At 40.9% G+C, this 14,960-nt stretch carries 18 protein-coding genes; 8 read left to right on the top strand and 10 right to left on the bottom strand.

Annotation, left to right across the window (positions count from 1 at the left end):
• Nucleotides 1-172 precede the first annotated feature (172 nt).
• On the bottom strand, nucleotides 173-703 hold the full coding sequence (locus BLW16_RS20580) for an OmpA family protein (RefSeq protein WP_090559849.1): 531 nt from the start codon (nucleotides 701-703) through the stop codon (nucleotides 173-175).
• Between the two features lie 141 nt (nucleotides 704-844).
• Between BLW16_RS20580 and BLW16_RS20575 the strand changes: the two genes are divergently transcribed.
• A complete protein-coding gene (locus BLW16_RS20575; RefSeq protein WP_139298376.1) occupies nucleotides 845-1,318 on the top strand; it encodes a GNAT family protein in 474 nt (157 codons plus the stop codon).
• Here BLW16_RS20575 and BLW16_RS20570 read toward each other — a convergent pair.
• Nucleotides 1,311-1,775: an Lrp/AsnC family transcriptional regulator gene (locus tag BLW16_RS20570; protein WP_090559767.1), complete on the bottom strand. Its 465-nt coding sequence runs from the start codon at nucleotides 1,773-1,775 to the stop codon at nucleotides 1,311-1,313. The two genes, BLW16_RS20575 and BLW16_RS20570, sit on opposite strands and share 8 nt — an antisense overlap.
• A 218-nt stretch (nucleotides 1,776-1,993) precedes the next feature.
• Here BLW16_RS20570 and BLW16_RS20565 point away from each other — a divergent pair, with 218 nt between their 5' ends.
• From BLW16_RS20565 to BLW16_RS20555, 3 genes are all read left to right on the top strand, one after another.
• Entirely contained in the window at nucleotides 1,994-3,049 is a 1,056-nt protein-coding gene (locus BLW16_RS20565) for a PLP-dependent cysteine synthase family protein (protein WP_175470667.1), read from the top strand.
• An 8-nt stretch (nucleotides 3,050-3,057) separates the two neighbouring features.
• Complete coding sequence (locus BLW16_RS20560) at nucleotides 3,058-4,713, top strand: protein-disulfide reductase DsbD family protein (protein WP_090559847.1); 1,656 nt, start codon at nucleotides 3,058-3,060, stop codon at nucleotides 4,711-4,713.
• 204 nt (nucleotides 4,714-4,917) lie between these two features.
• A complete protein-coding gene (locus BLW16_RS20555) occupies nucleotides 4,918-5,484 on the top strand; it encodes an RNA polymerase sigma factor (RefSeq protein ID WP_090559766.1) in 567 nt (188 codons plus the stop codon).
• Between the two features lie 203 nt (nucleotides 5,485-5,687).
• Here BLW16_RS20555 and BLW16_RS20550 read toward each other — a convergent pair whose 3' ends face one another.
• Together BLW16_RS20550 and BLW16_RS20545 are read right to left on the bottom strand one after the other, a co-directional pair.
• Complete coding sequence (locus BLW16_RS20550) at nucleotides 5,688-6,020, bottom strand: hypothetical protein (RefSeq protein WP_090559765.1); 333 nt, start codon at nucleotides 6,018-6,020, stop codon at nucleotides 5,688-5,690.
• Nucleotides 6,020-6,505, bottom strand: coding sequence for a Panacea domain-containing protein (locus tag BLW16_RS20545; RefSeq protein WP_175470666.1), 486 nt, complete (start codon nucleotides 6,503-6,505; stop codon nucleotides 6,020-6,022). The genes BLW16_RS20550 and BLW16_RS20545 overlap by 1 nt, the downstream gene beginning before the upstream one ends.
• Nucleotides 6,506-6,664: 159 nt before the next feature.
• Here BLW16_RS20545 and BLW16_RS20540 point away from each other — a divergent pair, with 159 nt between their 5' ends.
• Nucleotides 6,665-7,585 (top strand): DMT family transporter, encoded by a 921-nt coding sequence (locus tag BLW16_RS20540; RefSeq protein WP_090559763.1) that lies wholly within the window; start codon nucleotides 6,665-6,667, stop codon nucleotides 7,583-7,585.
• Between the two features lie 25 nt (nucleotides 7,586-7,610).
• On the opposite strand, the gene BLW16_RS20535 is transcribed toward BLW16_RS20540, so the two are convergent.
• The gene (locus BLW16_RS20535; RefSeq protein ID WP_175470665.1) at nucleotides 7,611-7,979 is read right to left on the bottom strand and encodes a chorismate mutase; all 369 of its coding nucleotides are present in this window, start codon (nucleotides 7,977-7,979) and stop codon (nucleotides 7,611-7,613) included.
• A 356-nt stretch (nucleotides 7,980-8,335) separates the two neighbouring features.
• Here BLW16_RS20535 and BLW16_RS20530 point away from each other — a divergent pair, with 356 nt between their 5' ends.
• Nucleotides 8,336-8,788, top strand: a complete 453-nt coding sequence (locus tag BLW16_RS20530; protein ID WP_090559761.1) for a GNAT family N-acetyltransferase — start codon at nucleotides 8,336-8,338, stop codon at nucleotides 8,786-8,788.
• Nucleotides 8,789-8,801: 13 nt separating this feature from the next.
• Nucleotides 8,802-9,140 (top strand): cupin domain-containing protein, encoded by a 339-nt coding sequence (locus tag BLW16_RS20525; protein WP_090559760.1) that lies wholly within the window; start codon nucleotides 8,802-8,804, stop codon nucleotides 9,138-9,140.
• A gap of 40 nt (nucleotides 9,141-9,180) precedes the next feature.
• On the opposite strand, the gene BLW16_RS20520 is transcribed toward BLW16_RS20525, so the two are convergent.
• The 5 genes from BLW16_RS20520 to BLW16_RS24105 form a co-directional block, all read right to left on the bottom strand.
• Nucleotides 9,181-9,894: an EcsC family protein gene (locus BLW16_RS20520; RefSeq protein ID WP_262497168.1), complete on the bottom strand. Its 714-nt coding sequence runs from the start codon at nucleotides 9,892-9,894 to the stop codon at nucleotides 9,181-9,183.
• A gap of 54 nt (nucleotides 9,895-9,948) precedes the next feature.
• Complete coding sequence (locus BLW16_RS20515) at nucleotides 9,949-10,902, bottom strand: hypothetical protein (protein WP_090559758.1); 954 nt, start codon at nucleotides 10,900-10,902, stop codon at nucleotides 9,949-9,951.
• 133 nt (nucleotides 10,903-11,035) lie between these two features.
• Nucleotides 11,036-11,290, bottom strand: coding sequence for a 4-oxalocrotonate tautomerase family protein (locus tag BLW16_RS20510; protein WP_217631613.1), 255 nt, complete (start codon nucleotides 11,288-11,290; stop codon nucleotides 11,036-11,038).
• Between the two features lie 137 nt (nucleotides 11,291-11,427).
• Nucleotides 11,428-11,661: a hypothetical protein gene (locus BLW16_RS20505; RefSeq protein ID WP_090559757.1), complete on the bottom strand. Its 234-nt coding sequence runs from the start codon at nucleotides 11,659-11,661 to the stop codon at nucleotides 11,428-11,430.
• Nucleotides 11,662-11,924: 263 nt separating this feature from the next.
• Nucleotides 11,925-12,095 (bottom strand): zinc-binding dehydrogenase, encoded by a 171-nt coding sequence (locus tag BLW16_RS24105; RefSeq protein WP_090559846.1) that lies wholly within the window; start codon nucleotides 12,093-12,095, stop codon nucleotides 11,925-11,927.
• Nucleotides 12,096-12,188: 93 nt separating this feature from the next.
• Between BLW16_RS24105 and BLW16_RS20495 the strand changes: the two genes are divergently transcribed.
• On the top strand, nucleotides 12,189-14,747 hold the full coding sequence (locus BLW16_RS20495) for an ATP-binding protein (RefSeq protein ID WP_090559756.1): 2,559 nt from the start codon (nucleotides 12,189-12,191) through the stop codon (nucleotides 14,745-14,747).
• The last annotated feature ends 213 nt before the right edge of the window (nucleotides 14,748-14,960 follow it).

The raw sequence follows: 14,960 nt of genomic DNA, 5'->3' as shown, positions 1-14,960 counted from the left end.
CTCAGGATTTTGTTCTTTAGAAAAATTTTAAGATTAATTTATATCATAAATAATACCACGCATTTAATTATGCCCATTGGAAATAAAACCACCCAATAAAAACAAATGGCCGGATGATCATGTCTGATGATCATCCGGCCATTATAAGGGGATAAGTTTTATCCTGGTTCAGTTATTTCACTGCCCTGATTTCCACACGGCGGTTCAATACTTTGCCTTCTTCAGTATCGTTTGAAGTCATCGGCTGTGTTGCGCCAAAACCTTTGATGCTCATGTTTGCAGCAGGAATACCTGCATTTACCAGGTAAGATTTTACAGAGTTGGCCCTGTCAACAGATAATGACATGTTGTGCTCGGGAGTTCCTTCAGCTGAAGAATGTCCGTTCAATATAAATTTCACAGATTCATCTTTCTTCATTTCCGTAGCTACCTGGTCTAAAACTGCAAATGAAGCGGTTTTTAACACACCGGAGTTAAATTCAAACTGGATATTATCAAAAGTGTAATTAGGTTTTGCAGGAGCCGGAGCCGGTTCTTCTTTCTTTTCAACAGGTGCAGGTTCAGGAGCCTTTGCAGGTTCTTCTACAGGTTTAGTTACCGGAGCAACTGGCTTTGCTGCTATCTTCTTGGTTTTACACGCCTGAAGCGAGATCGTCATCAGCCCTATGATGGCCAATACTAAATGGGGTCTTAAAATTTTCATTAATGATTTGTTTTTGTAAACATAAAAAATATCCGTCATATCTTTGAAAAGGAAAGATATATTGCATAATTAATAAATAAAACGAATTTGTTTGCAAAATAGTGTTAACATGTAACATCCGAGTTACAATTGAATGAAAATATGGAAGTTATTCATACCACGAAACTGGCGGATGAGCATAGGAAGGCTATTTTTACGCTCTGGAATACGGAGTATCCTGAGCAGCTCCAATATAAAGATCTGAACGGGTTAAATGCCTATATCTCAAATCTGCCGGGAGCAAAACATTTTTTATATCTGGAAAATGGTTCCATTCTTGGCTGGGCGTTCAAATTTCCCCGTGAATCTGAAACCTGGTTTGCCGTCATCCTGAACAGCAGCATCCATAAAAAAGGAATAGGCACATTATTACTGGATAAACTTAAGGAAGATGAAAGCGCACTGAACGGCTGGGTAGTAGACCATGACCAGTATTTCAGGACAAACGGCGAGGCGTATCAATCACCTCTGAACTTCTACCTTAAAAATCATTTCAGCATCGACAGAACGCTGCGTTTAGAATCTTCCCAGCTTTCCGCAGCAAAGATCAGGTGGCAGGCATCACCGATCAGATAGGATAAGCAGTATCACTTTTCGTCTCCGAAAGCACAAAAAAGCTTTGCACTGTGCTGATATTGGGTAATGTTGCCAGTTTATTTCGCAAAAAAAGATGGTAACTGTCCATGTCGCCCGTTGCAATGCGCAGGATAAAGTCGGACGAGCCGGTCAGCTGAAAACATTCCATCACTTCCGTAAATTTCGCTACTTCTTTCTCGAATTCAATCAACGCTTCCGCAGAATGTTCCTTTAAAAGTACCTGAGGAAATGCAATCAGCCCTTTATTGATCTTCTTCCTGTCCAGGATCGCAACAATACGTTTAATGTAGCCCTGTTCTTTCAGTTTTTTTATTCTTTCATGAACCGTAGCGATAGACTTATTCAATTTAAACGCCAGTTCCTTATTCGTTAAGGTCGCATCTTTCTGAAGGATCCTTAAAATCTCCTTATCTGTAGGGTCTAACTCTGCACTCATAGCCGGTTGTTATAATTATAAAGCGAAAAAAAAATGACAAGCAATATATATTGGTTACTAATACTGAAAAAAAGTACAATAGATATCTGTTTTTCCGTATAATTTACGGACTTAAAGGTAGGCATTGTTATTATAAATTGCATTACGGAGTTTTACTAAATAATTATACGGCTTCCATCAGGCAGGTATAATGACATTTCAACTAAACCGCAACACTCATGATAGCAGTTAAAACACAACCCGAGGCAGGTTTGACCGAGGACCTGGCCAGTAAATTTGAACATCTGTGGCACCTGGTAGGCAACACGCCTATGCTCGCCCTGCATTATACCTATAAAGGCAAAGCAGGCAGAATCTATGTGAAATGTGAACATTATAACCTTACCGGAAGTATAAAGGACCGTATTGCGCTCTTCACCCTATACAATGCTTATAAAGAATGTAAAATCAAACCTGGTGATGAGATCATTGAGGCTACCAGCGGCAATACCGGAATAGCATTTGCGGCAATAGGTAAGGCAATGGGCCATCCCGTAAAGATCATTATGCCCAACTGGCTGAGTAAGGAACGGATAGACATCATCAAAAGCCTGGGAGCCGAAGTTGTACTGATCAGTAAAGAACAGGGCGGATTTCTGGGCAGTATCAGACTCGCAGAAACAATGGCCACGACAAACAGTCACACCTTTCTTCCGCGGCAGTTCGAAAATGTGGACAACCCAATGGCCCACCAGGAAACCACAGGAGTAGAGATCTGGGAACAACTTAAGCTGAACAACCTGACTCCTGACGCTTTTGTAGCAGGTGTGGGAACAGGTGGAACAATCATGGGCGTAGGCAGGCATTTACGTGCTAAAAACCCTAAGGTCAGGATACATCCGCTGGAACCAGCAGAATCACCTACGCTGACCACCGGTTATAAGGTAGGCAGCCACCGCATCCAGGGGATCTCAGACGAGTTTATCCCCGAGATCGTCAAACTGGATGAGCTGGACCAGGTTCTTCAGGCGAATGACGGTGACTCGATCCTGATGGCACAAAAGTTGGCCTCCCAGCTGGGGCTGGCAGTAGGCATATCGTCTGGTGCAAATGTGATCGGCGCCATTAAGTTACAACAGGAAATGGGTATGGACAGCTGCGTGGTCACCATATTTTCAGACAGCAATAAAAAATACCTCAGTACTGACCTGATGAAAGAAGAACTCCTGAAAGCAGGTTATCTGAGTCCGGATACAGAATTTTTAAATTACCACCCTATTTGCAGGTTAAAATAATGATGTTTATGAAAACATTTAACATCAGCGTCAAAGTCCTGCTATCCTCAATATTCATCATGTTGATATCAAATCTCCCTGTAAATGCACAGGAAGCTGATACTACGGGAATAGAATTTACAGAGATTACTGCAGCCAGCCCAGACATTGTTTCGAAAACAACAGCCGTTCACGCAGCGGCGACTACAAAAAGCGGGGCCATAAAAACGACAGCCAAGCAGACTTCATTATGGGGCATCTTTATTACAGGATTTGTTGGTGGACTTGCCGCAATACTGATGCCCTGTATCTTTCCCATGCTTCCGCTGACCGTGAGCTTTTTCACTAAAGGAAGCGAAAAGGGGAAAGCTTTCGGCAGGGCCGCCCTTTATGGAATTTTTATTATCCTCATCTATGTGGTGCTCGGCTTGCTGGTTACCGTATTGTTTGGCGCTGATGCATTAAATAGTCTGTCCACCAATGGTATCTTCAATTTCTTTTTCTTCCTGATGCTGGTTGCTTTTGCAATCTCTTTTCTGGGCGCGTTCGAACTCACACTTCCTTCATCCTGGGTAAATAAGATGGACGCAAATTCTGATAAAGGCGGAATTGCCGGACTTTTCTTTATGGCGGGCACACTGGCGCTGGTTTCCTTTTCCTGTACAGGCCCGATCATCGGAACGCTCCTGGTGCAGGCAGCAACAAGCGGCGCACTGCTGGGACCGGCAACCGGGATGTTTGGTTTTTCCCTTGCCCTGGCAATACCTTTTGTCCTGTTCGCGCTGTTTCCCTCAGCCCTCAGCGCATTACCGAAATCCGGAGGATGGCTAAACAGCGTAAAGGTTGTTCTGGGATTCCTTGAACTTGCTTTTGCTTTAAAATTCTTAAGCAACGTAGACCTGGCCTATCACTGGGAATGGTTTGACAGGGAAGTTTTCCTGGCCTTATGGATCATCATCTTCGCACTGATGGGTATTTATCTGCTGGGCAAACTCAGATTCGCTCATGACAGCCCTGTGGCCTTCATTTCCGTGCCCAGACTACTCATGGCGGTGGTTGTACTTTCCTTCAGCGTCTACATGATTCCCGGATTATGGGGCGCACCACTGAAATCAGTTTCAGCTTTTCTGCCGCCAATGGATACGCAGGATTTTGATCTGTACACGCCAACACTGATTCCTGGTAATGCCGGCGCAAATCAAAATGCCACTGCATCTTCTGGTCCGCATAAGTATGCCGACTTGTTCCATGCCCCTTTGAAACTGGATGCCTTCTTTGATTATGATGAAGGCATGGCCTACGCAAAAGAGGTAAATAAACCCGTTCTGATTGATTTTACCGGACATGCCTGTGTAAACTGCAGAAAGATGGAGGCAAACGTATGGCCTGATAAAGAAGTTTATCAGCTGATCAGCCAGAAGTATGTGCTGATACAATTATACGTAGACGACAAAACAGAGCTGGCCGGCGGGGACGTCATTACCACTACGGCAGGCAAAGTGCTGAATACGATAGGAAAAAAATGGAGCGACCTGCAGGCTTCAAAATTCAATGCCAATTCCCAGCCATTCTATGTGTTACTCAATCCAAATACAGCAGAACTGCTGGCTGCGCCGCAGGGTGCGGATTACGAAGCCACCAATTACATTTCGTTTTTAAACACCGGCTTAAAAGCCATGCAATAACAATAAATATCAAAACTGCTAACCCGTTCCGACCACCTCCCGGAACGGGTTTATTTTTTTAAAAAAAATGATGCAAAGCCAGGTAGTTAAATGCTTTTAGCAAAAACTGAGTCTTTCGCTGCAATAAACGCCTCTTTTTTTTGATAATTATTTTTTTATAATTGTAATAACCAATGTGTACCTAAACCAAATTCGTTGTCAGATATGGCCTCATTCTCCGGAGCAAGCGATGCTAAATTATTGATGTCAATGAAGGACGGAAGCAAATCCGCATACAATGAAATTTGTGTCCGCTATTGGAAAAGGCTCTACAACGAGGCCTTTAAAAGGCTAAAGAATACAGAACTTGTTGAGGAAACTGTACAGGATGTTTTTGTTGACCTGTGGATATCCAGGGAAAGAAAACAGATTGAGCATCTGTACAAGTACCTTATCGTCTCGGTGCGTTACACAATATATACAAAGTACGGGAAGAAGAAATCCCTGCCCTATTTTGAAGAGCCCCTGGAACATATAGCCCTGTCAGATCTGGAGGCAGATTCATTTTTGAACGTTAAAGAAATAAAAGGCTGCATAGCCATATGGCTGAGTATGCAGCCGGAGAAACGGGCGGAGATATTCCGCCTGAAATACTTAGAAGATTCTAGTACAAAAGAGATCAGCGAAATGCTGGGCATATCCCAGAAGACAGTACAAAATCAACTGATCACCTCATTTACAAGCTTGCGGGATTTTCTGAAAAAATTAATGATCTTGCTGACCCTGATATAGCCATGTATCAAATCAGACAACCATCATCATTGCTCAGCAATACTGCCCGTAAAATTTCGACTGAAGGTAAAAAGCCCCACTGTTAGCCAATTGTGCGTTTTTAGCTAATCTGGTGCGGGCTTTTACTTTATATCACCAATTCCGCCCCCCATCGGTCCTAACTAGTTCATGCACACGGTATCCAATTATTTCCATGCATCATACTACTTTTTGAAAAGATAGTTCGCTACAATGATCACAAGCCCTACTACGTTGGCGGTTGTGGTGGTCAGTAAGGTGATGATTACACTATCGGAATAGACCAGTATACCTCTCCCAACCGAAATAAATATTCCCAGAACAAGGAACAGCCAGATGATAGTTACTGTAAACAGTACATTGGCATAATCTTTTCTTTCATTTTTATCCTGTTCAACAATATCGTTCTGAAGTCTTTGAGACCGTATACTCTCAGCCTTCATTTCGTCAATAGCCCTGTCTCCGACTTCCCTCGAAGAGTTATTGGCGTCGACGACTATTGTATCCTGGATACTCATTAATCTTTTATAAAATTTTCGAAATATTGCCTGATGTCCTGATCAGCGATATATACTGATTTTGGCTGTGAATGAAAAGCCTTATCCCAGGGTGAATTTTGATTGTGTGACCATTTGGACAGTGTTAAGCCATCCAGGTTCTTGGCATTGTCCCAGGCTTCTCTGATGAGCTGAAGATCTTCATCGTTTACATTGATAGCAGACGAATTTACCACACTCCCCCCCTCCTTAAATACAGGAACATTCTTCGGCCCGGGAATCGGGTCACCACGGTATTCCTTAAACTCATGGTAAACATTTTCAACCACCGGGCCATAATCCCATGCTTCAAAACGCTCATCGATGAGTTTTTTGCCCTTACGTTTATAAGATATTCCATTTGCCAGGTAAAGCATCTTTTGAAGCTTCATAGGGGTAACAGGAATCTCTTCCGACAAAGAAAGTTTGATCAGTTCATTTGCAACTGTGATTGCTGGATATGACATTTGTTCCTCCTGTTTTATCAGTACCATACAAAATTACTAATTTATTTAGTTAATTAAAACAAAAAACACCAACTACCTGTCTGGCGGAAGCCATTTTGCTTAAAAATAAAAAATCAGCAGAAAATCATCAACTATAAATTTATATTTGATACCCTAATCATGCCCGATACGAAAAAATATAAAGGTTTTCTATTAGCCCTTACTGCCGCCATCATGTGGGGTGTTTCGGGTACCTGCGTCCAATTTTTATTTCAGCACAGAAATATCAATACAGAATGGCTCGTTACCGTACGCCTCCTGCTCTCCGGCATCCTGCTACTTTGTTTTGCACAATCGCAAAAGAACATTTCGGTATGGGCGATCTGGAAAAACAGGAAGGATGCAATTTCTATTCTGATCTTCAGCATACTCGGTATGCTGGCAGTGCAGTACACATATTTTGCTGCTATACAGTTCTCGAATGCCGCCACAGCTACGATACTTCAATACATGGCACCCGTCATTATTGTGATTTACGTAGCATTGCGAGGCAGAAAAGCGCCTACGGTTATTGAAGGATCAGCCATACTGCTTACGCTTTGCGGCACTTTCCTGATCGTTACGCATGGCAGTTTTCGCAGCTTATCACTTTCCGGTACTGCTTTGTTCTGGGGAATTCTCTCCGCATTTGCCCTGGCAACCTATACTTTACTGCCGATTGATCTCCTTAAAAGTTGGGATTCATCGGTAATTGTTGGTTGGGGCATGCTTTTAGGTGGAATTGCCTTTAGTTTTGTACATGCACCCTGGAAAGTGAGCGGACAGTTTGACCTGACCACAATAGTACTCCTCAGCTTTATCATCTTGTTTGGAAGCCTTTTGGCCTTCTGCAGTTTTATGGTCAGCGTAAAAATAATAGGGCCTACTAATGCCAGCCTGCTCAGTTGTACCGAGCCGCTATCTTCCACAGTGCTGGCCGTAATCTGGTTAAAAGTGCCTTTTGGGATATACGACTGGCTCGGTACCGCCTTGATCTTAGCTACAATAGTGCTCTTAGCAATGAATGAAAGGATGAAAGACCTTCCTCAGCCTGAGCAGTAAAACAAAATGTCCTGTACACAAGCCACTATTTATGCTTCAGTTCCTCTTCAATGCGCAGGCTCTCTTTATGAACCGCATTCAACACTTCCGTAATCAGCTCTGCTGACAGTCCTTCTTTATCTCCTGCTGCAATTCCCCTATCTAAAACCTGCTGAAAGCGCGCGGCCTGTAATGGAGGAATATTGTGTTTGGCTTTATAAATACCAATCTCTTTCACTACTCTTTCTCTTTTACCTAGTACCTCGATCAACGTTTTATCCAGGGAATCGATCTGTTTACGGTACATTTCCAAAGTCATATCTTTTGTTTCTTGTTTTTTCACTGGGACAGATTGCGCGTAAATACTTCCTTGACAACTAAGTAGAACAGCTATAATATAATTATATTTTTTCATTTGCATTTTTTTCGATGGTTTTTAAAGTCTGCAGCAAAGACTATTTTGTCTTCGGCAGGTTCATGATATGATTTCTTCAGGTCAAACATTTATATAAATACGAATTATGCACAATATTATTGCAAAAGATATATATTTTAATAAAAATGACAGATTTACTGAGGTAATTATACGCAGGTGTAATACATTCCTTTATGCAATGAAATAGCCTTCAGGAATTCTTTTAAGCAATACAAAATATGCCCAATGTATTTAAAGATTTTGCAAATAATGATATAAAACCCGTTATTCGGGAACAATTGAATTGAAAGAATGATAAAGTGCTCAATGCAGAAAAATAGCGATAATTTATAAAAATGGAATTTACGGAAATATGCAAACCCTTTGAATCATTGACCGCAAAGGAACTTTATGCCATACTCAGGTTAAGAAGCGAGATTTTTGTTGTGGAGCAGAACTGTGTATTCCTGGACATGGATAATAATGATCAGGTCAGTCAGCACCTGATGTTATATCAAAATAAGGAACTCACGGCCTACGCGAGGATAGTTCCTGCCGGAATAGCTTTTGCAGAGCCTTCAATCGGCAGGATCGTGAGCAGTCCTGCAGCCAGGGGAAAAGGATTTGGCAAGCAGCTGGTAAAGCTTGGAATAGAGAACTGTATACGCCTGCACGGGAACAAACCGATAAAAATAGGTGCACAGATATATTTAAAAGCTTTTTATGAGTCGTTCGGCTTTGTAAGTGAAGATGATTTTTATGAGGAGGACGGAATTGATCATGTACATATGATCAGGAGAGCCAATTAATTTTAGATAAGATATGATACAAAGTAATGTATTCCAGATTGCTGCAGAAACTGAATGGCAGGACCTGGGCGATGGAATCCAGCGTCAGGTGTTTGGATATGATAACCGTGTAATGATGGTAAAAGTGAAGTTTGAACAAGGTGCTATCGGAGTATTTCACCAGCACCCTCATACACAGATCAGTTATGTGGAAAGCGGTGCCTTTGAAGCAAGTATAGCCGGCGAAAAGAAAACGCTGAACCAGGGCGATGGGTTCTATGTGATGCCAAATGCGATCCATGGTGTAGTTTGTATGGAAGCCGGAATATTGGTAGACGTCTTCAGTCCGCACAGGGAAGATTTCCTGAAGTAACAACATGGAACTTTTATACTTACCGGAACCCGAAGGATGTTTACCCCTTTAGTATTTTTAGCTGGCTTAGCCTGCGCATTCTGTAACCATTCATAGCAGTATCACCAAGTTGTGCGATAAGTTTATAGTTTGCAATTGCACCTACTGCCGCGCCTATAACGGGAAGCAGCTGAGCCATTTTCGAAAGATCAATATAATCACGGTATTCCTGCTGAAATTTCCTCCAGTCGAATGCAGTTACATCGTCAGGCAGTGAATTGCTGTACCCCTGCCAGCCTGATACAATCTGATAGACATCATTCCGGTGGTGCTGACTGGAAAAAGCAAGCTGAAAGAGATATAAAAGGTAGAGTCTTTCTTTATAGTCCTTTACATCAAAGCCGTACAATGAGGCAATATCAAAAACCATTTTCAGCTTGATGCTAAGCAACAGAGGAAAATCTGCAAGGCCAAGTAAAATACCTCCGGCACCGGTAACAGCGCCTTCCAGGCTCGCTGTTTTCTGATAAAAGCTGATCTGTTTTTTGACATGGGATTCGCGAAGCTGCAGAGAGGCTGTTTGGTCCGGAGACTTACTAGTGGTGTATTTCGCACCAAATAATACTGCCTTGATCATATTCTCAATGGTTAAAGTAATCACATCATGTACTTTTTCAGGAATGACCATATTAATCTTATCCTGCACATTCTTGGATACGCGATCAGTAAACGATGGTTTCTTCAGCATTTTTAATTGCCAAAACTGTAATTGCATGTAGGCCTGATCTTCGTAAGGTGTCATACCCACAAAATAACAAAAACCAAGCCTCTATTTTGGCTTGCTGACCTTTCGAGGCTTAAAATAGGCGAGAGCCTTATCCACCAGTGGGTTCAGAAATATTTTCTTGAGTTTATCAGCAAAAAGGGCCATTAGTGCAGTAAAGGTCCAGGATAGAATTTTTGTGACCGACCAGTCCAGCAGGATATTACCGATAAAATTATTATAATATGGATTTAGCAGTTTCAGGTTGATGATGGTAGATCTGCCGGCATGTTGATTCAAAACATCACCATTGATATCATTTGGCAGAAAATGAAAAATCTCGTTTTCCTCTTTGTCCAGTAAATTTTGTCTTTTGGCATCAGGATAGGTTTCAAGAACACTTCCTTTTTTCGCTACCAGAGAGATCACAGATTCAGGCGATAAAATATAATTTACAATTGACGACGATGCAAACTTTACCAGTGTTTTATTCAGGTTCGCTTTTTTTACAGAATCAGTATTTTTTGCTGTAAAAAGAAGAGGGACAGAAACGACCTGCGTTTTTGTTAAAAATCTGATTTTGTAAGGTATGTTACGTTCCCTTTTCAACAGGTAATCGCTGGGATTAGTTGGACTCTGTATCCAACCCCTGTTTACTAAGGATGCAATGTATGATTCTCTTACGGACTGAAAAAAATCGATTGAATCAACGACATTGCTTCCCTGGTCGGCAGATTTCTTCCGGTTCTTCGGTCCCACCATATTTTTTCTGATATACTGGTTCTTTACAAAGGTGTCCAATGTACTTTTTTTAAAATGTATGGATTCACGCAAATGAACCACCGTATCCTTCACTGTGATCAATGAGTTATAATCGCCCGTCAGACTTAATTCTGATTTAAACCTTGAAGCAAGGTATGGAATCTTGCTATGATTACCTGTGGATAAACAAATGTAAAATATTGACAAAGAAATCAGCAGCAGGGCCAAAATCCATCTTGAGATATTCAAAGTCTTCATACAGTGTTAATTTATATTATGGCATTCCTCGTATAATTAAATACAGCATATAATTACTTAATCATAAGTATAGTTTCATAGTATTATTAACGCAAAAGCCTCTAATAAATTTCGTTATGTATGAATGAATAAACTATTTCTCATCAGGGGTCCAGTCGTCACTCAGCCCTCCGAGCATAGGGTGATACATTTCGTCACCTTTATGCTGGGTAAACTCTACATTAAGTTGCTCAATACATAACCCAAGAATTTCCACACAGGCACTGATCAGTGCTTCTGCAAGTTCTGCACGCATCTCCGGAGGGCGCCCCTCCCTGATATCACACATCAGTAATGCGGAGGGATAAGGTTCGTCATCAGTACAACGCCAAACTGACCCTTCGCCCAATAGCAACCGTTATCCTTTTAATATCAGCATGCATAAACCTGGCGAAGATGGCACCCAAAGTTTTGGCAAGGTGCTGCTTCGTTTCCAATGTGTATTTCTCATTAGTATCAAGCTGTAGATAAGGCATCTGTGGAGGTTTATTGTGGTGTATCAATACAGGATTCGATATACTCCCCGATCTTAACAGCGATTGGCTTCAGTATATTATATTCGGTTTTCCAGATGGTACCATCATTTCCGGTATTCACCGGTTTTATCGAACCGAGGAAATCTGAATCATGGAATACCCTGTAATCACTTCCTTCCCCGGGCGTCAGGATCAGTAGCTTTCTTATTTTTCCCCTGTAATGGTCTTCGTATATATATTGCATCGGTCTCTAAAAATTAATGGATACCATAGCAAGGTAGTACATTTCTGTCATCCTTACCTGTTGATATGGAATAATTTTCCAAACCTTATCCGGCTTGCCGTGAGTGTTGGTTGCTACTGAACAACCCGTAAAATGTTTCTAAGGTGTTGATTTTCTGCTACGTTAAAGCTTTGACCAAGCCTTTTGCTGTTTGATCTGTATTCATTGATTTTATAAATTTGATATGTTTACAAAAATTTATTGAGGCTGCTACGACCTTATTGTTATTTTACTTCAACTGCTACCTTACCAGTTGCTCTTCCTGATTCCACTGCAGCTTGTGCCTCGGGTAGTTGATCAAATGCAAATACCTGTGTAATTTTTTGGGGTAACTTTGCCCGCTTTGATAAGGCTACTGATTTCTGTAAGTACTTTGGCCAAAGCCATTCTTGCAGGTTCTATTATAATCCATAGAGGAACGAATGTTAAAACAAATATTTACCTTTAAACACTCCCTGCAATTTTGCCAGATTTAACGAAATCCAACAATGGAAAACACCTTTGGAATAAATATTATTCCTGAAAATGATCTTCAAAGAATCGAGGTACTAAAACGATATAAAATTTTAGATACACCACCCGAAAATGCTTTTGATCATATTGCAAAGTTGGCTACCCAAATATTTGGCGTTCCTATTTCCATGGTGTCTCTTGTTGATGCTGAACAAGTATATTTTAAGGCAAATGTAGGGATGGGTAAAGTTAGAAGTACATCGAGGGGGGTCAGCTTATGTTCCTTAGCCGTTCTCAGTCCCGGTGTCACGGTATTTGAGGATGCGACTGTGGAACCTTGCTTATTGGTAAACCCTTTAGTTGCGGGCGATTTTGGTTTAAAATTCTATGCCGGAGCGCCAATTACTACTCCGGATGGCTTCCTGATAGGCACTCTGTGTGTTGTTGATAAGAAAACCCGAATCTTTACTGAACAAGATAAAATAATCCTTCAAGGACTTGCCACTCTTGCAATGGACGATATAGAATTACGGTTATCAGCAATTGAGGAAAATGAAAAGCAGGAACAAATTCAATTGCTGCTTGCAGAAAGTGAATACCGTGCACGCCTTATTGTTAACGACGCACCAGTAGCTATAGGAGTATTAAATGGCGAGCAACTTATAATTGAATCTGCAAATGATAAAATTTTAGAAGTATGGGGCAAAACGTCTAAGATAATAGGTGTTCCTTTACACTTGGCAATTCCAGAGCTGAAAGGGCAACCCTTCCTGGGCATTCTTAATGATGTGTTCACCAGTGGCCAACCATACTACGGGAACGAACTTAAGGCACAGCTCAATAGAAACGGTCAGAATGAAGACGTATATTTTAATTTTGTTTATCACCCGCTAAAAAATCTTGATGATGCAACAACAAGTATTTTAATCGTAGCCACAGATGTAACCCAGCAGGTAAATGCCAGATTGCAAATTGAGGTTACCGAGCGCAAACTTGAAAACATGGTACTCAATTCAACCGTTGGGATGAATATTTTCAAAGGCAGGGAACTCATTATTGAACTGGCCAATCAACCAATGTATAATATTTGGGGGCGAACTCCATCCCAAGCACTTGGAAAACCTTTGTTAGCTGTATTTCCTGAATTAATCGGGCAACAGTTCCCCGAATTATTGGAAGGTATTTTTGACAGCGGCAAAACTGTTGAGCAAGTTGAGATAGGTGTCAGAATTGCAACGGATAAGGGAGAAAAGAATCTAATTATCAACGCAAAATATGTCCCTTTATTTGACATTTTCGGAGAGGTCGAATCCATTGTTGCAACCGTAATTAATATTACCGAACTTGTAAATGCAAGAATTTTTTTAGAGCAGAGCGAAGAGGAATTACAGACCATTAATGAGGAATTAACAACTACAAATGAAGAACTCGCTACGTTAAATGAAGAATTAAGTGATACAAATGAAGAATTATCGATAACTCAGGAATACCTTCAACAGTCTATGACTAGTTTAGAGGAAAGTAAAGTCTTATTATTGAAATCTGAAGAGATGCTACGGATTTCAACAGAAGCAGCAGAAGTACATACCTGGCAGGTTGATCTAAAAACGGATGATTTTACGGCATCAGCCAATCTGAAGAACTTACTTGGATTTACAACCTATCAGGAAATGACATTTGAAGCTATGAACACCCAGATAGTTGCAGAGCATAGGTCGAGAGTGCAGGAAGAATTTGAACACGCCTTAAGGCAAACTCAAACTTTTGATGTAGAATATAAGATTATTCGAGAAAATGATAATCAAAATCGTTGGCTGAGAACTAAAGGAAAACTTTTACTTGATTCCGATGAAAAGCCAGCCTACTTTTCAGGGATTGTAATTGATATAACTGAAAAAAAAGAAGGTGAAATACGTAAGAACGACTTTATCGCAATGGTCAGCCACGAGCTTAAAACTCCTCTTACCTCCTTGAAAGGCTATCTTCAGTTACTAAATATTAAAAATAAAAAAAATGAAGACCCATTTACTACTTCTGCACTAGCGAAAGGTGATAAACAAGTAAATAAGATGTTATCCATCATAGACGGATTTCTAAATGTATCCGAAATGGATGCCGGGAAAATAACATTACACAAGGAAATTTTTAACTTGAGCGATGTGGTTGATGAAATCGGTAAGGATGTGCAGCTCACAACGCTTACCCATGTAATAGAAATTGCTGATTGCCGGGCTATTAGTGTTCATGCCGATATGAATAAAATTGGACAGGTAATTAATAATTTTCTAAGCAATGCCATAAAATATTCTCAAACAGGTAAGAAAATACAGATATTTTGTGAGGAAATTGAGGGGAATGTCCGTGTAGGTGTCAAAGATGAAGGTGAAGGAATACGACAACAAGACGCGATAAAATTATTCGACAGGTTTTACCGGGTTGACAATCAGGAATCAAAAACTATCGCTGGATTCGGGATAGGATTATATATATGCGCTGAAATTATACGAAGACACGAAGGAAAAATATGGATAGATAGTACGATTGGTAAGGGTTCAACTTTTTATTTTAGCCTGCCTTTAGGAAGTGTAAAGTGAACTGTGTCAACACCACTTCTTCTTAGGTGGAGGCGGATCAGCCTCCACCTAAGAAGAAGTCGCCAAAGGCTTTAAGCCGTTCCCCAAATTTAATATACAATTGGGACATTGTCAAACCCTGGACTTGCTATATTTGAGTAGACACGGAGTTAAGGGATTTACATACCTTAACAGAAATTATGTCACGAGAGAGAAAAGCATACCCGAAGGAGT

Source organism: Pedobacter hartonius, from assembly GCF_900107535.1.
Classification (GTDB): domain Bacteria; phylum Bacteroidota; class Bacteroidia; order Sphingobacteriales; family Sphingobacteriaceae; genus Pedobacter; species Pedobacter hartonius.
Note: the sequence above shows the minus strand (reverse complement) of the source record. Positions and strands in the feature narration are given on the sequence as shown.